This window comes from Candidatus Uabimicrobium amorphum (assembly GCF_009002475.1).
Classification (GTDB): Bacteria; Planctomycetota; Uabimicrobiia; order Uabimicrobiales; family Uabimicrobiaceae; genus Uabimicrobium; species Uabimicrobium amorphum.
The window spans coordinates 5664791-5691569 of record NZ_AP019860.1 but is presented as its reverse complement, the minus strand read 5'-3'; the positions used below and the strand labels follow the sequence as shown (position 1 = coordinate 5691569).

Below are 26779 nucleotides of genomic sequence, written 5' to 3'. Positions count from 1 at the left end.
AATTTTTCCGCAAATTGTTCATTGTGAATGGTTGTCATTTTTTATCTCTAGAGAGTATAATTAACTATTAGTAAATATTCGGCGATCACACAACAAAAACATAATGTAGGAAAACTTTTTTTAAGGCATCACAATGGAAACTAAAAAGAGTTGGGCATACAAATTTGGTACTATAATGATAACATTGATTATACTTTCGGTACTTTTGCTAACTATTGGTTGTGCCGTTATATATTTTCAAGCCAAAAACGGATTCGATCGGCATTTCCGCAATTACGAGATAAACTCGTTTTCATTGCGTTACATGAAAATTTATGCTGTAAATGGTTACGGTATTCCCATTGCATGGAGCATTAAAAATAAATCTCTCAGTCCTATCACACAAAAAGATCTAGAATATCTGTCACAAAAAATTGAGCAGCTCACTTTAGATAATTTGAATTTAAAGACACCACCAGACATAAGTCGTTTTCCTCATCTGAAGTACCTAAGTATTCAAAACAGTAAAATGACGTCTTTCCCCATAGGGATTGGCCAATGTAAAGGTCTCGGGACTTTGGAGTTAAATGGTAACCAGATTACTGCCTTACCGCCTGAAATCGGAAACTGTCGAAATCTTTTCCGCTTGTGTTTACAACGAAATCAGATTAGCACATTACCACCGGAAATCGGTAAGTGTAAAAATCTTCATGTTTTAAATTTGAATAACAATCGGATTACCACTTTGCCTGCGGAGATTGGTAACTATAAAGATCTCATATATTTGAAATTGAATAACAATCGGATTACCGCGTTACCGCCAGAGATTGGCAACTGCCAAAAACTTCATATGTTACAAATAAACAACAATCGCATTGCCACTTTACCACCAGAGATTGGCAACTGCCACAAACTTCATACTTTAGAATTGAATAACAATCAAATAAACGCGTTGCCTTCTGAAATTGAGAACTGCAAAAGACTTTACACTTTGGAATTGAATAACAATCAAATTACCACTCTACCACCAGAGATTGGAAATTGCCAAAATCTCAAAGAACTAACGTTAAATAAAAATCAGGTGACCGCATTACCGCCGGAGATCGGCAACTGTCAAAAACTTCATATTTTAGAATTGAATAACAATCAAATGACCACCTTACCACCGCAGATCGGAAATTGTAGGACACTCACAGAGTTGTATTTAAACGACAACCGCATCACGCAACTTCCGCATAGCATTTTTCAGCGAAATAACCTTGATATACTAGAGCTGGCAAGGAATAAAATAAGAAATTTGCCTGAAATAAGTCACTTTTGTTGTATTAGAGAGTTAAATCTAAAAAACAATAAAATACAAAACTTGCCTTCTTCTTTTTACTTTTATCGAGAGCTGTGGTTTTTAGATTTATCTAAAAATAAAATCACAACTTTTCCTCCTGCCATTTGTTTATTAAAAAATCTTTCTCTATTACATTTAAGTGGTAATAAACTGACTCACTTACCACCGGAGATTTATTTCATGGAAAGTATCCGAGAATTAGATCTGAGCGATAATAACATTAGGTTTTTACCTACGGAAATACAGCAATGCAAAAGTCTTACAACTCTAGATTTAGAAGGAAATAAAATAAGTGATGCACAAAAACAGCAAATACAAGCCCTGTTACCAAACCGCATAATCTATTGGTAAAATACCGAATTCATGCACAAACACTATTCATAAAGCCCAATATTTTTATACTGACAAGACCACAGGGTAATGTGCAACCCATTTGTACCACAAAGATTTTTTGGCAAGTAAATGTTTTCTTTCCCCAATCCATCAGGGATCTTGCATTTCAAACTATGCCCTTGCAATACTGCGGTAATCTTGTTGTCCCCCATACGTACTTCGATCTCTTTTTCAGGCATAACCACTGAAAACCATATGCGCAAATCATTGTTTGTCATTTCTAAACGTACAATGCGCGGTCGTTCTTGGTATTTGTCAGACATAAAACAAAATGGCGGTCCTGGCAAACATTTATCTTTTTCAAACGCGCCCATGTCGGGAGCTTTGCCGTCGAAAACACTTTGCCAATCGCCTATCTGCAACACCTTACCCTTGTCAATCGCAGGACTATCCTCCTCTAGAGAAAATTTTCCTTGTGGCGCATTGCTAAATTTGGGATCGGCGTGAATGCTGTGTTGTTCGCGTTTGCTCTGCAAAATATTTTTTGGGTAGGCTAGGTTTGCGATATTATAATCTAGTTCATAGCTAGGATGGAGAACATCAACGACATCCTCTTTTCCGTTTGCCCCCTCGATTATGTTTACCTCACCCGTATAAAATACCGCATTGTTGTAGTGATAAAAATGATGAGTGATTCCGCCCATAATAAGTGGGCTACGCGAATACCAACTGTTGTGAAATGCCCAGAATTCTCCACGTGGATACGGTCCATTTCCCGCAAATTTGTATATTTTCCCACGCGTATGTCCGCCATCCTTGCCTGGTTCTTCATCCCACCAACCAATGTTGCGAAAAACAAACCATTTTTCACCGGCGACTTCGGTAAAAGACAACAACGCATAACAGTTATAAAAACGATTGTGGTGTATCCACCAATTGGAAGCACTTCCTTCTGGTTCCACAGGGTTATCGCGAACGTACTCAAAGGTATTGTCGTATACTTCCACATTGAAGTTGTCGATGTGGTGCTTTTCGCGGTTTCCCACGATGCGAATTCCATTGTATGCATAGCGAATCGTGTTGCGGCGAAACACTACGCTACCAAGAATTTTTTTGCCACCGAGTAATGCACCATTGAGAAATCCATAATCTCCATGGTGCGACTCCGCCCAAGGAATTGTGTGCCATACTTTACCACTTGGATCTTGAACCCAATGATTATCTTCAACAAGCACATGGTGCGTTTCCTTGTCGCGCACAAATATCGGCCAGCGTGCACCCGTAAAACGGCTATTTCGCACGGTAATATAACGGCTATTTTTGATGAGAATCGCCGTATTCCAGTAGTTGCGAAATGAAATATTGTCAAAAACAACCCACTGTTTTTTATTGACCAAAAACGCGGGGTCTCCTTTATCTCCGGGTTTTGTTTCGCCATCAAACACCACATCCCCATTACCATAAATTACCACCGGGTTATCGGGCTGTCCACCGTACTTGATTACGTAACTTTTTGCATATGTACCAGGTAAAAGCTGCAAAGAGTATGTCTTTTGCTCCAAAGCTTCTTCAAGGGTTACGGTTTTAATTTCTTTATTTTCATGAACGACTTTCCCACCTTGCGGCGAGACCCATATCGTATTTGCCCAGCAAAGTGAAGTACTTAACACAATCAACAGAATTCTCATTTTTACCTTTCTTTTGTTGTTGGAGTCTTTACAATAATGCTTTACCTATCATTTTTCGCATGTAGAAGGATAATGTGATGCATGAAAAATTAATTAAGCAAAGTTTTGCATTAGCGAAACAAGCTGTGCTAGATGGTGATCATCCTTTTGGAGCTCTACTTGTTCATAACGATGAAGTTATTCTCACCGCGCAAAATACCGTAAATAGCGATGGTGATTTTACCAAACACGCGGAAATGAATTTGTTACATAAAGCTGCAAAAAAATACTCTCGCTCACAACTGAGTAATTTTATTTTATACACGAGTACCGAGCCATGTATGATGTGTAGTGGCGCTATTTATTGGAGCGGTATCCACAAAGTCGTTTATGGATGCTCGGCGCAGGCGCTTCAAGATGTCACCAAAGACGCGTTCTTAGTTTCTTGTCGTGATTTGCTTCCCTCCACATTTGAAATTGTAGGGCCGATATGCGAGCATCTCGGCAAAGAAATACACAAAAACTTTTGGAAATGATGTAAAATCTTCGCGATTATTTTCACAACGACTACTTCCCTAAAGCATATATAGTACCGTCGTCACACCCTATGACTAGATATCCTTGCGCAATCGCAGGAGAAGCATAAATACGCGACCCGGTTTCAAATGTCCATAGATGCTTGCCGTCTTTTCTGTTTAAAAAATGTATCTTTCCCGAAAATTCGGCAAAAACGATCTTTTCCCCGACAATCACTGGTGAAGTCTCCATACGACTTCGCGTCTTGTATTGCCATATATCTTTGCCACTTTTTATGTCTACCGCAAAAAGACGTCTTTTTTTACTAGCAAATATAACGCGATCTCCATCGATAATAGCACTCGCATAACACTCACCTTTTCCCGCCTTTTTCTCAATCGACCACACTGTTTTCATTTGAGCATAATCAATACAATAGTAGTCACCGTTGAGGGAACCAATTGCCACCTTGCCATTACCAAACGTAGGGGCCGCAGCAAAATATGATTTTCCGTCAACGTGGCCCTTTTCTTTTCCCGTGGTAATATTGATAAAACGTATTAGTCCATCGCATCCGGCAATGACAGCATTTTCTTCTATGACACATGGTGTGCCATGCACAGGTGCATCGGTTTCTACCTTCCACACCAATTTACCATCCTTGGACAAGCAGTACAAGTGATGATCGTACGAACCAAAAACTAAACGCTGTTTATATGAATTCACCCCGGAAACAATCTTGTCTTCACACTCATCAAATGTCCATAACTTTTTACCGGTTTGCGCTTCAACAGCGTAGAGCACACCGTCTTCGTCTCCCACATACACAACATTGTCGATGACGGACGGTGAAGCGGAAAACACACTTTCTGTACTAAACTCCCAATTTTTTTTGCCATCTGTAAGATTCAAAGATATGATCTTTCCTGAGACAGTGCTGACATACACCTTACCATTGACAATTGCCGCAGTTGATTTGACTCCCTCTTCGACTTCAAAAACCCATTTTTCTTCTAAAGTATCGGCAAGTGTGCTTTGTGAAATTCCACTTGACTGCGCATCGCGATGTTGCATCGGCCAGTTATCTGTTTGTGCAAAGATCGTTATACACAGTGAAAAAAAAATTAAAATACGTGGCATTGGCTTTCTCCTTGAGATGACAAATTCAATTTTAATAATTTTGCGCCCGCTTGTACGGTACATTTCTCATTGTAGTCTTAACCTAAAAAATACGCATTCTACATTACTATTTTGCGCTTATCGCAAAACATACGCAAACATTTGTTGTATTTTATACGTTTTTTTTTTTATAATTCTTATAGGAAGACTACAAATGTACACTATATTAATAGAAAAATGAGATCAAATGTCAAAAAAGCAACCTTCAATACCTTTATGGGAAAGACTTCTTCTATGTATAACGGTAATTGCCATTACCGTTATTGTGTTCCTATTTACGAAATAAAATTATTTCCCAAAGAACTTCCCAGTTGGAAAAGAGAAATCTTATGGATGACAATAATAATACCGACCGCTCTGCACAAGAAACTATTAATGCACAAGAAACCCTTGACGCACAAGAAAATATTGCAGCACAGGAGACTCTTGACGCACAAGAGACTCTTGAAAAAATGCATCAAAGTGTAACAAAGGAAAAAATTCCCAAAAAAATAGGCCGTTACGAAATCATTTCAGAGTTAGGCCGTGGTGGAATGGGAGTGGTTTTTAAGGCAAAAGACACAAAGTTAAACAGAATTGTCGCCCTAAAAGTACTCATAGGTAACATTCTCACCCAAGAACGCAAGACACGTTTTTTTGCCGAAGCACAATCCATGGCGAAACTCAATCACGAAAACATCATCAAACTCTACGACTATGGAGATGACAACGGTGTATGCTTTTTTACCATGGATTACATTGAAGGTCAAACACTTGACAAACTATTGAAACAACAACCTATTTCACTCAAGAAAACCGCGCTGATTATCGAAAAAATTTGCCGGGCAATGAGCTATTGCCATAGCCAAAAAATTATACACCGTGATTTAAAACCATCCAACATCATGATGAAAGATGGTAAACCATTTGTTATGGATTTCGGCATTGCCAAACAAGAAGCTGGTGATGAAGAGGGACTTACCAAATCGGGGGCGATCATAGGTAGTCCCCACTATATGTCGCCAGAACAAGCAGAGGGAGATCGCAAGAACATTGATTCTCGCACCGACGTCTATTCATTGGGAATGATACTTTACCACTGCATCACCGGCAAACCATGTTTTGCCGATGAAAGTGTCATGAAAATTTTAATGAAAATTATGCGCGACCCACCTGTTCCTCCACGTCAAATTAAGCCGCGTATCCCCGAAAGTTTGGAAAAAATATGTTTGAAGGCTTTGGAAAAAACTAAAGAGGATCGTTATGCGTCAATGGAGCTTTTTGCCAATGATATTCGCAAGTTCATCCGCGGCGAGGATGTAAACATTCGCCTTTCTAAGCCAAGTTCTCCTGCCAAAAAATGGTCATTGATCGCTGCGGCAGTCGTTGTAGTAGCCATTTGCGCCCTAGCTTTTGGTGGAAATTCCCGTATACAAGAATTACGTACTGCTTCCACCAACTACTTAGAACAGGGATTTTCACAAAAGGCCGTAGATACAGCGCAACAAATTTTATACGATGAAATTGACGACGAAGACGCATGGCAAATATGGTTTAGTGCCAACTACCAATTACTCTCTAAAAATTCATACACTGGTGTAGAAGATAACTTCAAAAAAATGACCGATAATATCCCCTTGCAGTTCGAGGTGGAAACAATCGCATTAAAATCGGCCTTACAAGCGCAAAAACTTATACAAGAACGCTCACTGCGTAAAGCACAGGAACAGTGGCTTACGTTACAAGCGCAAAACAGAATTTTACTCGACCCATCTCTGAAAAAAACCATCGAGAATCTCCAAGGAGAGATCAAAGCGACCAAGTTAGCGATCGAAAAGGAAAAAACACAACGCGCAGAGCAAGAAAAACTCGCTGAAAAGAAAAAACAAGAGCAGTTGGAATTAGAACGGCAAGCAAAACTCAAGCAACAAGAACTCCAAAAACAGTTGGAAGAACAAGAGCGCAAAGCCGCAAAATTAAAGGAAGAACTCGACAGAAAAGAACAACTTCTCGCCGCAGAAAAAAAACGTGCCCAAGAGCAAAAAGACGCCAAAGAAAGAGAAAGGCTGCTTCGTGAAAAACAACGAAAGATAGCAGAAGAACGGGAAAGACAACTTCGTGAGCGGGAGGATGACTTTTTGAAGCGCCGTGGCGAACGTAGGAACGGACGAAATGGACGAAATGGACGTCCTCCTCATGAACCACCATTAGGGGAAAAATGGCAGGAAGGTCCTCCTCACGAAAAACCAGCAAAAACTCAGATGTTTCGTTGCAACATACGTCGCGATGGACATACATTCGCACCCGATGTCACAACTCCTATTGTCAAAAAAGAAAAGTTATATGGGAAGTTTGCATTTGCAACAGCACCTGTTATTGTCGGTCGCAGTTTGTATATACATAATCAAGTAACCATGTTCAAAATCGGCTTAGACGATCTCGAAATAAAACAGACGTTTTTGAAACCAAAACAAAATTTTACTACGCAGACAATCAAGCTAGCTAAAGCCAGAATAAAAGAAGAGCGTTCTGCCCTATTATGGCACAACGGAGTTCTGTATTTTGCATGTAACGCTCCGGTAAAACGTCGTAAAAAAATACCGAGCTTTTTTTGTGCTGTCAAGACCCGCCCAGATAAAGATATATTAATTGATAGCCTCAAAATGCCTACACAAATTACAACCTCTCCCCTTGTGTACAAAAATAACATTTATTTCGGTTGTAGAGACGGATATATCTATGTCCTTGCACTTCGCAACGGAAAGCTAGAAGTCGTCACCAAATATGGCCGCGGAAAACGTGCGGTAATTTCTTCACCTATCATTTTAAACAATAGGTTAATCGTCAAACACGATAGCCCACATGTTTTTAGCTACTCGCTAAAAAAACGCAATGACGTACTCTTCAAAAAAATAGGAAATGCGAACCTAACCACCCCCGTGGCATACGACAACTTACTTTTTTTCACAAATGCCTCTGGCTATGTGGGATGTCTCGATCAAAAATTAGAAGAGCAGTGGTTATTTAACGAAGAACCCGCAACTCCCATAACTTCTTTAGGAATTTCCGCAGACCACGCTTATATTTTCTACCGTAAAGGTATAATTCAAGTTCTTGACCGCTTTGAAAACCGACCTATCGGCTTTGGCGATATTGGTCCAACGAGATCATCCCCTATTTTTACTAGAAATTATATGTACATCGGAAACGATGCACAAAACCGACAAGGTTCACAATTGCATATATTTGATCTCAACCATTTGTTCGATGAAGGTGAATATGAGAATGAACATGAAGAATTCGAAGAGGAATACATTGATGAAAGCCACGAATACGAAATCAAAATTCACAGTAAATCGCGACCTTTGAAAGGTGATATTGTTGCTGAACCTCTATTACATAACGGTAGAATTTATGTGGTTACCACTGCTGGCTATCTATATGTAATGGCAAATAGATAGAAAATTATTGTTCCCGAATATTTCGGGAACAGTCTAGACTAGTCATCAATTAAAGTTTATTTAATATTAAAGTCATTGTAAATTCTAGGTTATGTGAATAAGGAGCAACGACGCTAGTATTTAGAAGGGTTCAATAGTGAATGAAGGTTAATTGATGATACGCCCTAATGAATATCAGGTCTTTCTTTTGCAAGGATCACCAAACGATCGTCGTCAATAAGATGTGTAAACTCTTCCTTGCAAGGGTTTACCATCATTTTTTTGTTGCGTTGTATCGCTAAAAGTAAAGTATTGTGATATATATCGCGATTTTCTAATAAAAACTCGCTAATCGCGACAAAATCGGCTTTTTCCTCGATTAATTTCTGTGGAGCATCGATAATATAAATTTCATTTGTTTGGTTACAATACTGCAAAATATTGTCCATAAACTCTGTGATACCAGGAGTTACTGTTGATTGAGCTAAAAGCCTTACCCCTAAATCATTACCAGAAATGACTTCATCAACTCCCGCGCGTTTTAAGTATTTAATATTCTTTCCATCGATGAGTTCCGCGGATATGTGTGGGCGTTGTTTTAGTTTTCCTTCCTCTTGCAAACGATCAAAAAGCTCGGTCATTTCCATTACCACCATTACCGTATGACTATCTGCGCGATCTCCCATGGCCTCATCAGCGAGAATAATCGTAGAAAATGCATCGTGAATACTTGCATTGCGCAATTTCCATTCAGCAGCAGGGTCTCCGGGGAGAAAAAAAGTATCCTGGAAGGCGTCACTATCGGGCAGAGTAATTTCGTGGTTGCAAATAATAATAATGGGCTTTGCAATTCCTTGGGCTTTCAAAGAAGGACTATGTATTTCTTCGACTATTTTTTCGCCTTTTGAATTCCAGTTACAAATGACAATATGGTTACTCATACTATAGCCTTTATACATATGACGATCCTTTACTAAATTCTTCAAATAATCAATGGACAACCGACCAAATATAAACATCATACACGAAATAGATACAATGCGAATACTACTGGCAACGACTTTGCCTATTTCGGTATAGGGAAACGTTTCATCTTCATAACCAGCAACGGTGAACACAAAGATCCAGGTAATCAACTTGCGAAACTTCATGTCAATAAATTTCGACGGCTGCATAAATTCACTTTGGATGTACGCTTGAATCTCGACATACTTTATAAAATATACGGCGCTAATGAGATAGATACACACCAATGATATGAGAAAAATATATATCCACAAATCACGAAATAAATCGCGCCATAGTATTCCATAAAATGTTCGTTGCCCAAAAAAAGACTTATAACGATCACCACTGTGCAAGTAAACAAGAAGAAAGCACAGAAACAACAACGGCACAATGAAAAAAGCGGGTTTGACAAATGAAAAACGACCGCGCTTTAACTCAAACACAACGGGATGCATGGGCAAAGGAAAATGCCCAAAACGCTCGTCTTCATCCTTTGTACGCGTCTTGTTAAAATTTTTCACCGCAGGAGATTTTTTGGAAAATGCGGCATACAAATTTTTATCAATGAACAATTCGAGTATGGCGTTGACAATTTGGGGAGGAACAAATTCATTTACCACTAACAAAGAGCGCGTTGTTATTGTAGGAATGGTCAATTTTTGCCCATCGTAGTCATCGACATCAATATGCGCTTTGTGATAAAAAGGAAAAGACGCAGATATTCCGGAAATTTCTTTATTGGTAAGACCAATAGGACGATACTCAAGTTTTTCTTGGCGCAACTTATTGGTAATAAATTTCGGGTCTGCGGTAATCAAAATAACAGCGTCTACTTCTTTTTTGCGCATTGCCTCTAAAGGAGTGCTTGTATCTAATTCCCAGTGATATTGTAATTGATCGCGAATATTAATTGCGGTAATACTTGTCCCACCATGAAGTGGACCAACGCTTACTGTGCGCAGATCGTGGAGATTTTTTTTATCGCTACGCGCCAGTACGATAAAGTATTCGTTAAAAAAAAAGCACACCGACTTGATATATTTTTCTGTAGCGTGTTCTACACGGAGTAACGCATGGCCTCCACGGTAATAGTAATAGGCCACATCTTCCTGGATCAAAGCAATATCCGTCTTGTGCTCCTGCATGCGGATAATATTTTCAACAGATCCTAAACTTTTGGTATTCCCAAAAAAAAATTCTCCCGTGAATTTCTCGTTTAGATAACTACATAGTTCTTTCGATACATTGTTGTAAGTCCCACTGCTATAGGCACCTGAAATAGAAAATCTAGTGGAAAATTGTTTTGGCACTTCGGCAAAGTACGGCAACGAGAAGCTAATCGCCGCCACCACAAACACCACAAACAGTAAGTATTTCACATATTTTTTGCGAAAGAAAGACTTCATACCTCGTACCACTTCTCTACATGAAAGTGCAACTGTTCTTCGGTGTAATTCTTTTGTATTGTCGACACAATGTCACGAACAACTTGTGACGAAGCCATCGGTTCGCTCTCGATTCCCGTCACATCATATGCCGAGCACTCCTGCGGAAAAATGGTATCGATTTCAATCGTTTTTACCCGACGGTGACGTAGTAAGTATTCAAACGTTTTTTGATAAATATTTGGATCGTAAGCTGTATCATATGGGGGCATTTCATCAATGATCTTTAGATGCAACGCTAAATAGAAGAGCTCGCGCCACAAACTACGCAGAACTTCGGGATTGGCGTCGTGAGCCTCGCGTTCATGCCGTGGATTCGCGGTTGTTTTTGCGCGTATATCTTCGATGGTTTCCCGCACTTTCTTCGTCGGAACAGGCAAAATGAAAAGGCACTCTTCATTCTGTAAGATATTCTCACTCTGGTCTTCCAGATGCTGCACTAATTCGATAAACCGATTTCCCACAAGCGGCATTTCGACTAACAACATGTGTGGCGCTGTGTAGCGTTCCCACCATTCGCGAACCGCAACGCGCGACCACAAACCCGTTGCTTTACGAATCATAGGGTGTGTTACCCCTGCAACTTCAGGATAAAGCTTCATGTTCTGTGGTGTCTCAAACGCGTTGCGCGCAACATCCCATTGCAACAAGTGAACTTTGCGTCCTGCTTGCTGAGCAAACAAAACCATTTGTTGTAAAAACAACGTCTTGCCAACCCCAGGTAGTCCCGCAAAGCATACAACGCGTTTACGTAGCGCCACTTCGCAAAAAAAACTGTGTAGACAATGCTCATGGGGAATTATAATTTGCGACATACATTTCCTTACAAGTAGGTCAAATTTAATTTAACAAAATCGAACGCGAGGTAATTTGCGAAAGCGATCCACATTTGGCATATCACCAACGGGAATCTCAATTACCGTTGGAAGATCATGAGAAAATCCTTCGCGCATCCGACCTAAAAGTTCTTCGATATTCTCCACACGAAAAGCATGCGCTCCAAACGACTTGGCCATCGCCACAAAATCGGGGTTATGTAAATCAGATGCGATAATTTTGTTACCGTAGATATTTTTTTGCATTTGTTGTACGTTTCCATACTGATTGTTATTAAACAGTAACACCACCACACCTATGCGATGTTGTACTGCCGTTGCCAATTCTTGCACGGCAAACATAAATCCCCCATCACCACTCACAGACACTACAGGTACTTGTGGTTTGGCAACTTTTACCCCAAGTGCCGTGGGAAAACCATAGCCTAATGTACCTTGATATCCGGTACTAATAAAGGTCCGCGGTTTATAAACTGGCATAACAATACGACTCGTAAATCCAACTTGAGTGAGCTCGTCGACAAAGATTCCCTCTTCTCCTAAAGCCTCACGAATTATTTTGAGGTAAGAAAGTTGTGGCTCAAGATAGGAAATTTGTTGTTGCCAGTTATTTTGCAAGTGACACATTTGTTGTTCGCGAGATTCGTTATCTCCAGGTATATTCTGCAACAACTCCAAAAGTGCCTCTTTTGCATTCGCCGTAATCGCGACATCTGGAGAATGAATAACATCATGAGACGTTTCATCTACGTCGATACGTAATATTTTGAGCTTGTCATCTACACCCCATTTTTGCAAAGGAATACGCATGTTTGTCCCAATCGCCAATACCACATCTGCATTTTTCCACAATTCATGGCTTGCCGGAAGTGTAAAACTCAAATAATGTCGACTATCAAGTATGCCACGTCCTGTGCGATAACCAACAACAGGGGCCTGCAATTTTTCGGCGAGTTCTCGTACTTCTTTCGCACACCCTTGGGCACCACTTCCCACAAAAATAAGTGGATTTTTTGCATTTTTTAGGTATGCAGCACTTTCGCGAATACTCTGCAAATCCATCGCCGGATGCAGAGATGGTGCCGGCGAATAATCGAACATTTGTTGCGTTTTCGCTGCCAAAATATCCATGGGAATTTCCACACCAACAGGGCGCGGTCTATAAGAATCTAACTGGGAAAATGCCTGAGAAACCACCATGGGAATTTGCGAAATTTCCTCTACACGCTGCGCCCATTTCGTCAAAGAACGCATCACTCCCAACTGATCAGGAATTTCGTGTAAAACGCCGGTATTTTTTCCAATCGTCTTTAACGGAATTTGCCCACATAGACACAATACTTTGGCATTCAAAGCATACGCGGTGGCCAATGCCGCTGTACTATTTAAAAAGCCTGGTCCAGGTACGACATTAAACACTCCGACTTTGTCACTCGCAAGTGCATATCCCAATGCCATATACGCCGCCCCTTGTTCGTGACGCGTATGAATAACACGTATGTTAGGTTCATCGTATAGAGCATTGTATAGCCAATCATTCTGAATGCCTGGTAAACCAAATAGAGTATCAATATTGTGTTCACGTAAACTACGCACCACAACTTGTCCGCCAGTTATTTTTTGCACCCGTCACTCCTTTGCAAGTACTTCTCCATGCTTTTCAAAAAGAGATGATTGTGTTCCGGAAGCCCTATACTGATGCGCAGTCCTCCCTGCAATCCACTTTTCGCGGTAGAACCTACCGCAATATTATTTTGCTGTAAATATTTGTGCATTTCTTCGCTGTCTTTTGGTTTTATTAAAATAAAGTTCCCTTCGCTAGGCCAGCATTGTACACCCAACTTTTGTAGTTCGTTATGCACAAATACACGCTGTTCTTTAACCTGAGCAACAGATTTTTGCAAGTGTTCCTCATCATTCAGTGCGGCAATTCCCGCAGCTAAAGCCAACGAATTCAAGTGATATGTACGATAAAACTTCCGTATTTTCAACATCGTAGACGGATGAGACACACCATAGCCAAGCCGCATTCCCGCGAGACCATACGCTTTCGAAAAACTATGGATGATAAACAAATTACGATAATTGTTGGTATAGTGCATAGATTGTTTTAAATCGTTATCGTCGGCAAAGTGTTTGTACACCTCATCCACAACCAAAAGTACATCCTTTGGTATGCCCCTCAATAGTTCTGAAAATTGTGACGAAGACAGTGTAGATCCTGTAGGATTGTTGGGACTACAAACAAAAACAACACGTGTTTGTGGAGTAATTGCTGCGATAATTTGCGTGATGTTATACGAAAAATCTTTGGCGCCTAATGCAACTTCGAGAACCTGTGCCTCTTGAAGCTTTGCCATTTTTTCGTAAATGTGAAAGGTAGGTGGACACACAATTGCCTGCGTTTGTTTACATAAAAATGCGCGTGTGATCATTTCAATGACATCGCAGGCACTGTTTGCCACACAAAAATGCTGCTTAGTTAGATTGTATTTTGCGGACAAAGCATCGCATAATTCGCTGTCGTCGCGCTTGGGGTATCGATGAAGGTTTGTGGCAATTTGTTGTATGATTTCAACAACTTGGGGGGAAGGTCCCCAAGGATTTTCGTTTGCATCTAATTTAATTTTCATTGTATTTGACATATTCGTCATTCAGTAATAAGTATAGAAATTCGTTGGTATTTGATGCCCCTCAATCGGCGATTAGCCGGCGGGAGGGCATCACATGCAAACGGATATCTAAAGTGTACTAGTCGTCCCCGATAATACTATAATTCATTTCGCGATTTAGGACTATGCGAAAGCCATCTATACTACTCGCGGCATGGGGATGACTACTTATTCTCTTCGCCGAACGACAACTTTCGGCAACGCTATCCCAACACCCACCACGTAAAACGCGTTTTGTACCGCTACTGGGTCCTTCGGGGTTAATAATCTCTTTTTGCGGATATGCTCCATACCAACTATTACACCACTCCCAGACACTACCATGAAAATCGTAGCATCCCCAACTATTTTGGTTTTTCAAAGTTTTCACCGAAATGGTTTGTTCGCGATACTCTTGGGGTTCACTATCGCGATATGGGTAATGTCCGTTGAAGTTGACCTTACTACTCTTTATATCAAACCCTAGATTAAAAGGTGCTGTTGTACCACCGCGACAAGCATATTCCCATTGGGCTTCTGTAGGAAGTTTAAATTTGTTGCCAAGCACCTGAAAAAATTTCTTGCAATCGTTCCATGACACTTTTTCGACAGGAGCTTTTTCATTTTTGAATTGCGAAGGATTGTAAATCATAATAGACTTCCACTGTTCCTGTGTCACAGGAGTTTCGCTAATCCAAAAATAGTCGCTTATTAAAACCTTGTGCAGTATCTCATCGTCGCAATGTCTATACTCGCGTTTAGGAGATCCCATCCAAAATTTTCCTGGAGGTATCAATTTAAAAACAAATGGAGTGGCATGCTCATTCTCCTGCATTGTCAAACCAAGGCCATGCTTTTTGGCATACCAATATTGATATTTTTGTGCATACTCCATTTGCTTCAAGAATGGCAAACGCACCCAGACTTCTTCGGTGAAATTAAAGTAGGTCTTTTTCCAGCAAACATCCCACACACTCTGTTCCATAGGCGGGAGGTTTATTTTTTGCGATTCTTTTCTCACGTTTTCAATGACCTGTGGACATCTTTTCACCTGCGTTTGCGACAGACTTGGCAGTGGCATATCAATGACCGACTCTTCGTCAATAGATACCGATCTATCAACAACCGTTTCGGCGTTTTTCACATCGTTTTCCTCTTTAGGAGGAGGGCTTGCCATTTTGCCCGTAGTTGTATCAATAGAATTATTGCGTGTTGTTGGCATGGAAAAGTTTTGTAGATCTTCTAACATTTCTGCTGTAGTTTGGTAACGCGTTTCCACATCCAAACTCATCGCTTTTAAACATATTTTTTCCAATTCGGGGGGAATTTGCGGATTGAGTTCACTTGGTTTTGGATATTCACCTCGTGCAATAAGAAGCAATGTCGAGGTGAGAGAATCACCTTTAAATGGAACATTGCCCGTGAGCATTTCATAAAACACCACGCCTGTTGAATAGATATCAGTGCGTGCATCGACAGTTTTTGAAGAAAGCGCTTGTTCTAGGGACATGTAATATGGTGAACCAAGTGTCACACTATCACTAGTGAAGGAGCCCACATCTTCAATTTTTGCAAGCCCAAAATCCATCAACTTCACACAACCTTGTTCATCAACCATGATATTGGCTGGTTTAATATCGCGATGAATAATAACAGGATCGTAGTTGTGTACATAATCAAGTGCGCGCAGTACGTCGCAAATGATATCGATAGACCTCTTTATAGATAACGCTCTTTGTGCAATTAGCTCCTCCAGCGTTTCTCCGGAGAGGTACTCCATAGCAAAGTAGTAATCACCCTTTTGATTTTTTCCCATGTCGTACACCAGAGCGATATTATCGTGCTTCCATTGCGCGACAATGCTTGCCTCTTGTAAAAAACGTTGTACTTGATTTTCATTTTTGCTTGAGGTATCATTGATGATTTTAATGGCTGCTTTTCGTTTTAGGAATTCATGAGATCCCAAATAGACAATCCCCATACCTCCACGTCCTATTTCCGCTTCTATTTTGTAATTGGGAATTGTGGGAAAGGACTCTTTGGGTTGATTTTTAGCATTATTATCATTTGTCATTTTCGTGGATTCCTATAAACGCTATTACGTTTGTAAATCGGAAGTAGCTTGTTTTTGGTAGTATTGGTCCAACTTTATTTCGAGGGTAGTTATTTTACCACAAGTTCGAGTTCTATAAATTATAAAAAAATATGTTTTTAGATTGTAGTATTATTTTGTCATCACACAAAAAATTCACAATTTTCTCCATGAAAATGCATATTGATACCAGCACTGTCAAATTGATTTTGCACAATTTTAAGGAAACGTAAAACTCCATAAAGTGTTCTATCAATTAACGAAACGCACAGCCACAGTATAAACTTTACACGAAGAAAAGGAAAACATTATGCTGGAAAACAATGCCGAAAAATTAATAAAAATATCTGTACAAGGTGAAGCACAACATCCATATGTTGGATCTCCCTATCGTATAGATAAGGAAGGACGAGCTCATATTGTCACGGCAACAGGTGGAATTATTTACAATGTACAAATGGGCGATTCTGCAATGGGCTGGGAAGCAGACCATTTAGAACCCGGCGTTTCCGTCAAAAATACCGAAAAGTTATACAATGCAGCCCTTAACCTGTATGCCTGCCTAGGCAACGAAGCGAAGCTCATGTCTGGCGAAGCCAAAGGTAAAAAAGGTTTTGTAATTGGCATTCATGGAGGGGTTGATCATGTGATGGTACATTTTCCAGAAGATGTTTTAGAAGACATGGCACTTGGAGATAAAATAAGAATAAAAGGTTTTGGACTAGGATTAAAGCTAGATAACTATCCCGATATACATGTGATGAATATAGATCCCAGTTTGTTGATGAAACTGGGCGTAGCGGAAGACGGTGAAAAACTCAAAGTACCGGTCACACATGTTATTCCTCCCTATTTGATGGGCTCAGGCATTGGTACTTCGACAGCAACCAAGGGTGACTACGATATTATGACCACCGACAGCGAAGAGGTGGAGAAAATCAACCTCAGTACTCTACGTCTTGGTGATGTCGTCATGATCAAAGACTGGAGCAACAACTACGGTCGTGCTTATTTAAAAGGTGCGGTAACGATTGGTGTTGTCATTCACGGTGATTCACTGAAGATGGGACATGGTCCTGGTGTTCAAGTGGTGATGACCGCCGCAACAGACCTAATCGAGGGAATCATCACCCCGGATGCTAATATTGCCAATTATTTGGGAATTAAGTAGTGTTTTGTTTTTAGTGGGATGCCCATGACCGTAGTTGTAACCGATTTTTTCGGTCACGGTCATGGTCACGGTCACGGCTAGGGTCACGATTTTCACCAACTTTAGGGCGCGTTGTTTTTGTGTTTTACCTCTAGAAAGTCAGTGGCAAAGGCCTTTTGCAGGAATTGCCGCGTTAAGACTTTGTCAACATAGCACTTGAGGGCGACAACTGTGATAATTTTTGCAATGTCAATTTGCTGTTGTCGTGCTAAGGTTCCGGAGTCACACCCCAAATAGGAAACGTCCTCATATCCGCAGTGCCACGCTCCTCTGATACCTATTTTCCATGCCTCGTGTTTTGACATGTCGTACATTTGGTGTATATCACTGTTGGAAATCACCTTGTCATTGTTACTGATGACAAAGACAGCTGGACATGTTAATTTTTGCGTTGCTTTTTTTGCAGAAGGAGTTGTTTCAGCAGCAGCATACGTAACAACTAGACGCGGTTTGGCGTCTACCGCAGCGAGTAGTGCTGCTCCCCCTCCCATGGAGTGACCAATGATAGCGCCTTTCCCGTTGTACCTTTCGAAAAAGATAGAATCTTTTTTTTGCTGAGATTTTCGTACGTATTCCATACACAATCCCAAATCACGCGCATATCCTTTATGATTAGGCCATACACCGTTGTGACTATGCGGGGCCACCACAATGTATCCCCATGAGGCAATGTACTTCATTAAAGAATTGTAGCGCCACGGATCGTGAAAAAAACCGTGGGCAAAAACAACAACAGCGTACCTTTGTTTTTTTTGTGGTATGAAAACTGTTGCCATAAAATCACTGTTGTCTTGTCGTGAAATGCGCTTTTGGTATTTTGTGATTTTGAGAGAACCTAACGTCACAAAATCGCCCAAAATCTTTTTATCAAAACGGATGTTTTGTTGCAGGTTCTGTGCACTACACGCTGTTATCACCAAAAACAACAGCGTGTAGATAGTACTTTTAATACTTTTAAGAAAAAACAACCGACAACGCTTTCTGGGCTTTTTCGGCCACTTCGTCGATAATTTCTTTGGTGTGGCATATACCTAAGAAGCCCGCTTCAAACTGGCTTGGTGCAAGATAAACGCCTTGCTTGAGCATTTCATGGAAAAACAAATTAAATTTTTCCAAATCACATTTTTGTACGTCGGCAAAATTGCGCACTTCGTTTGGTGTGAAGAATAGGCACACCATACTTCCCACTCTTGTTTGTGATAGAGGATAGCCATTTTTCGTAATAATGTCGTGCAACTTACTTTGCATGTAGCCGCCTATTTCCTCTAAAGTCTCATACACTTCCGGAGTAAGACGCTTTAGCGTTTCTAACCCTGCCGTCACAGCAACGGGATTTCCACTCAATGTTCCCGCTTGATAAACCGGTCCCGCTGGGGCAACATGATTCATCAAGTCGCGCTTCCCACCATAGGCTCCGATGGGCAAACCGCCACCGATTACTTTACCAAAACACAGTAAATCGGGGTCAACACCGTACAATTCGTTTGCCCCACCACGCGCCACGCGAAAACCAGTCATCACTTCATCAAAAATAAGCAGTGCGTTGTATTTACTACAAAGTGTACGCAAATCTTGTAAAAAGTTATCTTGTGGTGGTATACACCCCATATTTCCTGCAATTGGTTCGACAATGACACAAGCAATGTCCTCGGGATATTTTTCAAAAACTTCCTTCACCGACTCGATATCATTAAAATTGGCGAGAAGGGTGTCTTGGGCGGTCGCTTTTGTTACTCCGGGAGAATTGGGAATACCTAAGGTTGTTGCCCCAGATCCTGCCGCAATCAAAAAAGAGTCTCCGTGACCATGGTAACATCCATTGAACTTAATACACTTGTCGCGCTTTGTAACTCCACGCGCTAGACGAATTGCACTCATTGTTGCTTCTGTACCACTATTTACTAAGCGCACCACATCCACAGCGGGAACGCGTTCAATAATCGCTTCTGCCATTGTAATTTCAAGTTCCGTCGGTGCCCCAAAACTCGTTCCTTTTTCCATAACACGTGCGATTTCACCTAGTACCTCATCATTGGCATGCCCGAGAATCATCGGTCCCCAACTACCGATAAAATCGACGTACTTATTTCCATCTACATCGAAAATGTGTGCCCCCTTGGCATGAGAAATGAAGGGCGGTGTACCACCTACACTTTTAAAAGCGCGTACCGGAGAATTCACTCCTCCGGGAATGACATCACATGCTTTTGTAAATAATGCCTTACTCTTTGTTTGATCCATGATGTTTCCTTACTTATTCGTCAAATATTGTGTAAAAAAATTGTCTTTCTTGCGCAAACTAAACGAAAGAGAACGGCGATGAAATAAATACCATTCACCTAGAACGACAAAAAAAGCAATCAGTAACAAATAGGGCCATATTTCGCGGTTTATGGTTAAAAAGTCACGCGAAGCCACATTTTGTTTCTTGATTTTAAACTCTTTTATCGGTGTGACATTACTTTCATCTAGTGAAAATATATTTGCAGCAATATTGCGCGTCTCCACTAAATTTTTTTCGTTATCAAAGCCGGAGAATTGATAAACTCCCAACTTTTTCGTATCGGAAAAGCGTACGCTGTTTGCTGTAATTTTTTGTTCCTCAATGCTCTTACCATTGCAAGTGATTTTGACATGATCAACGCTTTCGAAAAATTGTACTCGTGCGATGTCACTTGTCATAATATTCGGTTGATTATGTATACCCTTGTACCACGAAATCGCATTGGCAATAAAAACCGGAAAAGTAGGGTCAAAAGGCCACCCCGAGTCGTATATATCACAACCAATGACCAGAGAATACACGCTCTGGCGCTTGATAAGCCCTATGATCATATGACCTTCTACCTCTAAAAGAGGGGTTGTGTCTTCTGGCCATGTAATGTCCATAATAGAACCAAAGTGAAACTTGCGCATATCGAGAAAACGCATGACAGGGTGTAATGAATTTTGATCCACAACTTTAAATCCATATTCATTGTTCAAAACGCCGTTATTTTCGATCTCTTTTTCCCGTGGAATACATTCAAAAAAAATATTGCCCACGCCAGGAAAAATGCGTTTTGGCTGTTCTTTATCAAATACGATAATATCGTACTTGCGCAACAATGAATCCGGTTTTTTACTTTCTTCTTCGTATTCCTCCATCGATAAAATCAACATATTGGCATCGTGTGACTCCAAAACTTTTTTCAAAATAAAGTTTCCCGAGGTTACCAAACATATTTTTTTCTTCAAATGTGGAGGAACGATAAACCACGCCTCGTTGTCTTCTTTGAGATAGTCATTCCCGCGCTCTACAACAACTTTTGCTTTTACGACCCCTGTAGGAATCTCCAAATTTTTTAGTAGCACTCCACGTACATCACCACCTCCGAGTTCTACAAGACGCATATTTTGCTCTTTGGCTTCTCCGTTGATATGAAGTTCTACGATTACTTCAATGTTGCTACGCCCAAAATTTTGCAGTTGTACAAATGCTTGGTACAAATCATTTTTCTGATTTTTTTGCACATCAAAAGCGGTAATCGCGATATTACTACTACTTTGCCCGCATATAACAATCTGCGGCAGCACCGGATCTTTGTTTTGCATGTAGCTGTTTATGTGCTTTTGAAAACCTTCAATACGCCCATCCGTTAGTATGTAGATACTCGGAGAAGAAATCTTGTCCACCATCGCTTTTGCAATATCAAGTGCTTCAATGATATTGGTATGTGTATCCACGGCTTCAATTCTATTAATGCTTGAGGATAGTCTGGTTTTCACATGTGTAAAAGTTTGCACAATCTCCGCATGAGAATCAAAAGTAATGACCATCATGCGATCATCACTATTGAGATCGTTCATCATCTCTAGAGCTTTTTTCTTTGCATGCGCCAGACGAGAACTACCATCTTCGTCTTTGGTTTTCATACTAAGAGATGTGTCGATTAAAAGCACGATATTACGCCCTTGCAAAGCTTGTTGCGAGAGAAAAGGCCTTGCTAGAGCGAGAATGGTTAGAAGTAGTATTAAAATTTGCAAGTACAGCAACAAATTGTTTTTCAATTTTTGAAAAGGGCTATTCACTCGCATGTCGTTGACAACTTTTTGCCAAAGCAATGTCGAGGAAAAAACGTACTCTTGTCGTTTGAGCTTCAGAAAATAGAGTAGTATTACACAAGGGATTAATAGCAACCACCATAGAGCACTGGGGAGAAGAAAGTTATTCAACATATTTTATTCTCACGGTTTGGGAAAAGTAAATTCTTCCGACAACGACGATACATAACGCGTTGGCCTTCTATTGAAGGATTGTTACCTATTTTGCAATGTGCACAAAATTACGACTTTTATTCACTGGATTCTTGTTTGTCCAATTGAGTCGCTAACTCTAGCACCTTATTGTCTACACTACTAATAGCTTCTTGAAGTTTGTCAAGCTTTTCTTGCATGACATCCAAATCTTGCATCTTTTGCAATTTTTCTTCAATAACGTTCATTTTGTTCAATTTTTCGTCAATAGAACTCAACTTGTTGTCGATTTCCGCAGACATAAAGTGCGTTTTGATATCATCAAACACGTGGCCAACAATTTCTTGGGTATTTTCTTTTAAACGAGCTAGAATGCCATCACTGTGTGTCTCCGTATTACCACCCTCTAGCTTTTCTTTTAATAAGTTCTCAATGGTTTGTAATTGATTCTTAAGAGCGTCTCCGGAATCTTTGCGTACTTGTGGGGTAGAATCTGCGGACCCAGGATCATTGTTTTCGATCAATTGTTCTATACGCCAAAAGCCTGTTTCCATAATCTTAGAAAGACTTTTCTTCATTGTATCCAAATCTTTTGGACGTATGTTCTCAAGAAGTGAATCTTCCAGTTTGTCAATCAGCGGTTGGAAAATGTTTTTGATTTTATCTTCGATGTCTTCAGAGGAAGATACCGCCGTAGCGCTTTGTGGTTTCGCCGCGCTTTCTTCAGCAACTTCGGCATGCTGAATTTGCAATTCCGCAAGAGAGTCTTGAATATTGCTCAGCATATTTTCTAGTTGCCCACTTTGGTCTAACATGGCATCTTGGATGGGTTGAAGCAGCATTTGTGACTCTTCTAGAGAAGGTGTGGTGTCTTTTTCTACACGCTCTTCTAGTTTATTGGAAATGAAGTTTTGCTGTTCTTTCAATGAATCCAGTATTTCCTGTTGATCAATTGCTTCCATAATCTCCGACTGTATCAACTCGGGAATACTCTCTAGATGCGCAGACACTTTATTTAAGGAGTCTTTCTGTAGGTTTTCCAATTTCGTAGTGGCTTCTTCAATCGCTTGCGAAACGTCACTACTTTTAAACTCTTCAATAAACGTTTTGTGAATCTCGATGAGCATCCCAATTTGATTGGAAATATTGGTATTATCTTTATTGTATTGAACAGAAGCGTTTTCCATTTTTTGCGATATTTTCTGAACAATCTCACTACACTCGCTTTTAATATTACTCAGTAGTTCGTTGTGAAGTGTTGTTCCGACTTCTTCATTGAGTTCATCCACTCGATCCGCAAAAGACTGCTGCTCTTTCTTTAAGTCTTGTAGTAAACTCATTTGTTTGTCGTCGCGTTGTAGCTGCTGAACATTCCCAGCCAGCATCGCGTCAATGCGCTTAATAATTTTATCATTGGTTTGTGAATTTTTTTGTAGCGCATCCAAAAATTCTTTTAACGGTACATATATTTTTTCTTGTATTTGTTGGTATTGCAGTTCGCGCAATACAATATCAGAAACATGTTCAAATGTTTCTTCTGGCAACTCATCGGCAAATCGCGTGAGAACCTCCTGGGCAAAATTCGTCATTCTATCTGAAAAAGTGTTCATCACATTCCTTTGTATTTAAATTAAGATTTCAAAATTGGCGCATGTTGTAGCGTTATTTTATATCGAATAGTGACGTTTTGCAAAAAATTTTCCCACGACACCGCGATATTGGCAAAACCTTTCACATTCAAAGAGAAAATAAATTGCTTTCAATCCGGTGTATCATACAATACATAACACGACAATTTCATAGCATTTATATTTTAATTTCGGGAGAGTTTGATGAAAAAAACCATTACATTGCTATTTGCATTACTTTTTAGCTTAACATATGCCGATGAAAATTCACAACAAGTGGCTTATGTCGGTACTTTAGTAAAAAATGTTCCGCTCGGTATGAAAAACCCCAGTGAATATTGCCTAGAAGATGGTTACATATACAAAGGTGCTGCATATCGTATTGCGGGTATGAATATTCATAGCGACCAACAACAAGACCTTTCTCCTTTAGCAGGTAAGGTGGTTATTATTTATGGCAAAGTGGTCAAAGATCTAAACAAAATATTGGTGAAAGGGGAAAAAGCTCCTGAAGACTACGGGCGCGAACAAAGCATGATGCAAATTCGCAGCGATTGGGTCACCGAAGAAACCGGATTTTCGATTGGGCGCAGCAGCAAAGAAAAACTCAAAGAGTTCTCGTTTATTCACTACTCTAAGGTAGAAGAGTTTACAGGACTACAAGTAGAAGAAAACGATACAACCGTTAGCGTCACTTTTCGCAATATGTTCGATCGTGATATCAAAGATTTGCAAATTACCGCACACTATGAAGTGGTTTTTGGCAAACCTCAACCACGTTATACGACTAACCAAGTGAATTATTTATACAAAGGCCAAAGCGTCACCTTGACATTTCCCATGACATTCAATACACAACGCTTTAAACATTCCAAAAGAAAAAGATCTGCTAAATATCGAGATATTAACATAAGTGCACATAACGACAATTTACGAATACACATAACCAAATAAGTATAGAAATACACTGGTGTGCGATGCCCCCACAATTGGCTTCGCATGCTAGCATCTATACCAATACATAGAAGAGTACCCTCATGACAAACACCGAAAACACAACACCATATATATTCATACTATTATTGGGAATTTGTGGAATTTCTTTTGCCCCTATTTTTGTTCGTTACAGTCAAATAAACCCCTCGGCCATTGCTTTTTGGCGCGTTGCTATTTCCGCGGTAATACTCGGCATTGCCTTTTTTGTTATTCGTCCGAAAATGGTTACACAGCGTAAGGTATCTCTCATTTACTTATTTCTTCCAGGGCTTTTCTTCGCGGGAGACTTGACCTTATGGCACTGGTCTATCAAAATGACAAGTGTTGCCAATGCCACGTTATTCGCTAACTTTGCCTGTATTTTTGTCACCTTTGTTTCATGGAAGTGGTTTAATGAAAGAATCACCTGGAAATTTGTATTAGGTGCCGCATGTGCAGTAACAGGAGTTATTATTCTTCTGGGAGTGAACATTGGCAATAGTACAAATCTTCGAGGCGATATACTGGGGCTTCTCACCGCAATTTTTTACGCTTCGTACATACTTTCCATAAAAAAACTACGTGAATATTGTGGAGCTCTACAAATCATGTTTGTCAGTAGTGCCGCGTGCACGCTATGTCTACTTCCCACTCTTCTGCAACCAAACAGCATTCCCACAGACGTTCGCGAGTGGAGTATTTTAATAGGCTTGGCACTGGTGTCGCATTCATTAGGGCAAGGGCTCATTGCATACGCACTAGCAAAACTTGCGGCCAGTTTCTCTTCAGTGAGTTTGTTACTACAACCTACCCTCGCCGCTATTTGGGCATGGATTTTACTTTCCGAACCTCTGAGTTCTACACAAATGGTCGGTGGTGGTATTGTGCTCATAGGAATTTACTTTGCGCGTAAAGGGAGGTAGGTTTGTCAGACACCAAAATACCGCAAAAAATAAAAGATCTCGTAACCGAAATCGCCGCATCACAAAATGTTTTCAAACGCAACATTGTCGTACAATTGGCGGACGAAAACGCTGCGCTTAGATACTCCGCGGTGTGGAGTGTTTTTACCGAAAGCGTTATAGATGCCGCCCCCATTGTCATAGAGCTTTTACACGACACTAACTTAGAGGTGCGACTTGCCGCCATTGCCGTTTGTGGTCGTTTACAGTTGCGCATGGCCGCAGCGCAGATTCAGTCGTTGGCACAGTGTGCAAGAATAAGCGAAAAGTACGCCGCACAACAAGCGCTAGAAGACATACATTACGACTCAACGACAAAACGATTCACCGAGATTGTGTGTGATGACAAAAATCTACAACAAAAAATACAGCAACTCTCTGCGGCCACAACATTCCACGAACGCACAGGAAAAATTACCAGTTTGGTCGCACATGCGACGCCAGAAACACTTTCGCTATTCCAACAACTCATGCAAATTCCCTACACGCGTCTCCAATGTGAAATAGTGAAAAAACTCGCTAAAATACCTAATGCACAAGCTTTTCTCGTCGATCTTCTTCCACAAAGCTCACCAACGCTGCGCAAGGAACTATGCAATTTTTATATAAAACATAATGTAAACCAAGCGATTCCGATACTCATAGACCTGTTACAAATGGAAAATGGTGACAAAAATTTACTCATCGAAACATTGGGTGAACTAAATGCTCATGAGGCAGTAACGGCCATTTATAATGCCTCTAATGATAACGTCGCCGCCACAGCTTTGGCGAAAATATACAGCGAGAACACGATAGTTCCGCAATTTTTAGCTGATAGCGGTAAAGAATTCCAACAGCTGTTTTTGATGACCACGATCAATATCACACGTAAACGCGAGGTCAAACAAGAAATAGAAGAAAAGTGGTTACAATGGGAGCAAGATCCTCACATAGATTTGTCTAGTTACGTTGAAAAAATTTGCGGAGAATTGACCGTAAAAGACATTGCGATGAATGAAGAAACATGTCATGTGCAGTTTATGACACAGATCGAAAAAGAAATCGAATTTACCTCGACATCACTAATCGCCGTAGAAGGAACGATTGCTTTCAGCGTCCATCATAAACCAAAAGTTCAGTGGCAAAAGCAAGAAACTCTCAAATCTGTGCCGCTAGAATAAGAGCAGGTGAGTATAACATAAAGCAATAATTAACAGATAAGACGTGTTACGCCTCTCCCGTGGGAGAGGCATGAGAATTAAGGCTTTTAGTGAAACTAAAACCTTAAATTCGATGGTGAGGGCACCAACCTGAAAACG

The 26779-nt window shown here is 40.4% G+C and carries 18 protein-coding genes; 7 read left to right on the top strand and 11 right to left on the bottom strand.

Annotated elements, in window-relative coordinates; translation table 11 throughout:
• The first annotated feature begins 133 nt into the window (after positions 1 to 133).
• Positions 134 to 1672: a leucine-rich repeat domain-containing protein gene (locus UABAM_RS20715; protein ID WP_151969908.1), complete on the top strand. Its 1539-nt coding sequence runs from the start codon at positions 134 to 136 to the stop codon at positions 1670 to 1672.
• Between the two features lie 23 nt (positions 1673 to 1695).
• On the opposite strand, the gene UABAM_RS20710 is transcribed toward UABAM_RS20715, so the two are convergent.
• Positions 1696 to 3342 (bottom strand): right-handed parallel beta-helix repeat-containing protein, encoded by a 1647-nt coding sequence (locus UABAM_RS20710; protein ID WP_151969907.1) that lies wholly within the window; start codon positions 3340 to 3342, stop codon positions 1696 to 1698.
• Positions 3343 to 3419: 77 nt separating this feature from the next.
• Here UABAM_RS20710 and UABAM_RS20705 point away from each other — a divergent pair, with 77 nt between their 5' ends.
• Complete coding sequence (locus UABAM_RS20705) at positions 3420 to 3857, top strand: nucleoside deaminase (protein ID WP_151969906.1); 438 nt, start codon at positions 3420 to 3422, stop codon at positions 3855 to 3857.
• A 31-nt stretch (positions 3858 to 3888) separates the two neighbouring features.
• Here UABAM_RS20705 and UABAM_RS20700 read toward each other — a convergent pair whose 3' ends face one another.
• Entirely contained in the window at positions 3889 to 4977 is a 1089-nt protein-coding gene (locus tag UABAM_RS20700) for an outer membrane protein assembly factor BamB family protein (protein WP_173013461.1), read from the bottom strand.
• A gap of 368 nt (positions 4978 to 5345) precedes the next feature.
• Here UABAM_RS20700 and UABAM_RS20695 point away from each other — a divergent pair, with 368 nt between their 5' ends.
• The gene (locus UABAM_RS20695) at positions 5346 to 8456 is read left to right on the top strand and encodes a serine/threonine protein kinase (RefSeq protein ID WP_151969904.1); all 3111 of its coding nucleotides are present in this window, start codon (positions 5346 to 5348) and stop codon (positions 8454 to 8456) included.
• 164 nt (positions 8457 to 8620) lie between these two features.
• On the opposite strand, the gene UABAM_RS20690 is transcribed toward UABAM_RS20695, so the two are convergent.
• The 5 genes from UABAM_RS20690 to UABAM_RS20670 all read right to left on the bottom strand — a co-directional run bounded on the left by UABAM_RS20690 (position 8621) and on the right by UABAM_RS20670 (position 16449).
• Positions 8621 to 10849, bottom strand: coding sequence for a TAXI family TRAP transporter solute-binding subunit (locus UABAM_RS20690; protein ID WP_151969903.1), 2229 nt, complete (start codon positions 10847 to 10849; stop codon positions 8621 to 8623).
• Positions 10846 to 11703 (bottom strand): DEAD/DEAH box helicase family protein, encoded by an 858-nt coding sequence (locus UABAM_RS20685; RefSeq protein WP_151969902.1) that lies wholly within the window; start codon positions 11701 to 11703, stop codon positions 10846 to 10848. Before UABAM_RS20685 ends, UABAM_RS20690 begins: the two co-directional genes overlap by 4 nt.
• A 30-nt stretch (positions 11704 to 11733) precedes the next feature.
• On the bottom strand, positions 11734 to 13350 hold the full coding sequence (locus UABAM_RS20680; protein WP_151969901.1) for a thiamine pyrophosphate-dependent enzyme: 1617 nt from the start codon (positions 13348 to 13350) through the stop codon (positions 11734 to 11736).
• Positions 13338 to 14357: a histidinol-phosphate transaminase gene (gene hisC, locus UABAM_RS20675; RefSeq protein WP_173013460.1), complete on the bottom strand. Its 1020-nt coding sequence runs from the start codon at positions 14355 to 14357 to the stop codon at positions 13338 to 13340. Before hisC ends, UABAM_RS20680 begins: the two co-directional genes overlap by 13 nt.
• Positions 14358 to 14475: 118 nt before the next feature.
• Positions 14476 to 16449, bottom strand: a complete 1974-nt coding sequence (locus UABAM_RS20670) for a bifunctional serine/threonine-protein kinase/formylglycine-generating enzyme family protein (RefSeq protein WP_151969899.1) — start codon at positions 16447 to 16449, stop codon at positions 14476 to 14478.
• 328 nt (positions 16450 to 16777) lie between these two features.
• Here UABAM_RS20670 and UABAM_RS20665 point away from each other — a divergent pair, with 328 nt between their 5' ends.
• The gene (locus tag UABAM_RS20665) at positions 16778 to 17638 is read left to right on the top strand and encodes a DUF4438 domain-containing protein (protein WP_151969898.1); all 861 of its coding nucleotides are present in this window, start codon (positions 16778 to 16780) and stop codon (positions 17636 to 17638) included.
• A gap of 101 nt (positions 17639 to 17739) precedes the next feature.
• Here UABAM_RS20665 and UABAM_RS20660 read toward each other — a convergent pair whose 3' ends face one another.
• From UABAM_RS20660 to UABAM_RS20645, 4 genes are all read right to left on the bottom strand, one after another.
• Positions 17740 to 18522 (bottom strand): alpha/beta hydrolase, encoded by a 783-nt coding sequence (locus UABAM_RS20660; protein WP_151969897.1) that lies wholly within the window; start codon positions 18520 to 18522, stop codon positions 17740 to 17742.
• Between the two features lie 109 nt (positions 18523 to 18631).
• Entirely contained in the window at positions 18632 to 19918 is a 1287-nt protein-coding gene (gene hemL, locus UABAM_RS20655) for a glutamate-1-semialdehyde 2,1-aminomutase (protein WP_151969896.1), read from the bottom strand.
• Positions 19919 to 19927: 9 nt separating this feature from the next.
• Entirely contained in the window at positions 19928 to 21895 is a 1968-nt protein-coding gene (locus UABAM_RS20650; RefSeq protein WP_151969895.1) for a vWA domain-containing protein, read from the bottom strand.
• A 116-nt stretch (positions 21896 to 22011) separates the two neighbouring features.
• Entirely contained in the window at positions 22012 to 23523 is a 1512-nt protein-coding gene (locus tag UABAM_RS20645) for a hypothetical protein (protein WP_151969894.1), read from the bottom strand.
• A 222-nt stretch (positions 23524 to 23745) separates the two neighbouring features.
• On the opposite strand from UABAM_RS20645, the gene UABAM_RS20640 reads away from it, so the two are divergent.
• From UABAM_RS20640 to UABAM_RS20630, 3 genes are all read left to right on the top strand, one after another.
• Positions 23746 to 24495: a hypothetical protein gene (locus UABAM_RS20640; protein WP_151969893.1), complete on the top strand. Its 750-nt coding sequence runs from the start codon at positions 23746 to 23748 to the stop codon at positions 24493 to 24495.
• A gap of 83 nt (positions 24496 to 24578) precedes the next feature.
• Positions 24579 to 25439 carry a DMT family transporter gene (locus UABAM_RS20635; RefSeq protein ID WP_151969892.1) on the top strand — a complete coding sequence of 287 codons (861 nt, stop codon included), beginning with the start codon at positions 24579 to 24581 and terminating at the stop codon, positions 25437 to 25439.
• 2 nt (positions 25440 to 25441) lie between these two features.
• Positions 25442 to 26641, top strand: a complete 1200-nt coding sequence (locus tag UABAM_RS20630; RefSeq protein ID WP_151969891.1) for a HEAT repeat domain-containing protein — start codon at positions 25442 to 25444, stop codon at positions 26639 to 26641.
• The last annotated feature ends 138 nt before the right edge of the window (positions 26642 to 26779 follow it).

Bases quoted from the DNA above. Each gene is read 5' to 3' on its own strand.
- hemL (WP_151969896.1), bottom strand. From the start codon at position 19,918: ATGGATCAAACAAAGAGTAAGGCATTATTTACAAAAGCATGTGATGTC.
- UABAM_RS20640 (WP_151969893.1), top strand. From the start codon at position 23,746: ATGAAAAAAACCATTACATTGCTATTTGCATTACTTTTTAGCTTAACA.
- UABAM_RS20705 (WP_151969906.1), top strand. From the start codon at position 3,420: ATGCATGAAAAATTAATTAAGCAAAGTTTTGCATTAGCGAAACAAGCT.
- UABAM_RS20665 (WP_151969898.1), top strand. From the start codon at position 16,778: ATGCTGGAAAACAATGCCGAAAAATTAATAAAAATATCTGTACAAGGT.
- UABAM_RS20645 (WP_151969894.1), bottom strand. From the start codon at position 23,523: ATGAACACTTTTTCAGATAGAATGACGAATTTTGCCCAGGAGGTTCTC.
- UABAM_RS20685 (WP_151969902.1), bottom strand. From the start codon at position 11,703: ATGTCGCAAATTATAATTCCCCATGAGCATTGTCTACACAGTTTTTTT.
- UABAM_RS20695 (WP_151969904.1), top strand. From the start codon at position 5,346: ATGGATGACAATAATAATACCGACCGCTCTGCACAAGAAACTATTAAT.
- UABAM_RS20690 (WP_151969903.1), bottom strand. From the start codon at position 10,849: ATGAAGTCTTTCTTTCGCAAAAAATATGTGAAATACTTACTGTTTGTG.
- UABAM_RS20715 (WP_151969908.1), top strand. From the start codon at position 134: ATGGAAACTAAAAAGAGTTGGGCATACAAATTTGGTACTATAATGATA.
- UABAM_RS20635 (WP_151969892.1), top strand. From the start codon at position 24,579: ATGACAAACACCGAAAACACAACACCATATATATTCATACTATTATTG.
- UABAM_RS20710 (WP_151969907.1), bottom strand. From the start codon at position 3,342: ATGAGAATTCTGTTGATTGTGTTAAGTACTTCACTTTGCTGGGCAAAT.
- UABAM_RS20650 (WP_151969895.1), bottom strand. From the start codon at position 21,895: ATGTTGAATAACTTTCTTCTCCCCAGTGCTCTATGGTGGTTGCTATTA.
- UABAM_RS20670 (WP_151969899.1), bottom strand. From the start codon at position 16,449: ATGACAAATGATAATAATGCTAAAAATCAACCCAAAGAGTCCTTTCCC.
- hisC (WP_173013460.1), bottom strand. From the start codon at position 14,357: ATGAAAATTAAATTAGATGCAAACGAAAATCCTTGGGGACCTTCCCCC.
- UABAM_RS20700 (WP_173013461.1), bottom strand. From the start codon at position 4,977: ATGCCACGTATTTTAATTTTTTTTTCACTGTGTATAACGATCTTTGCA.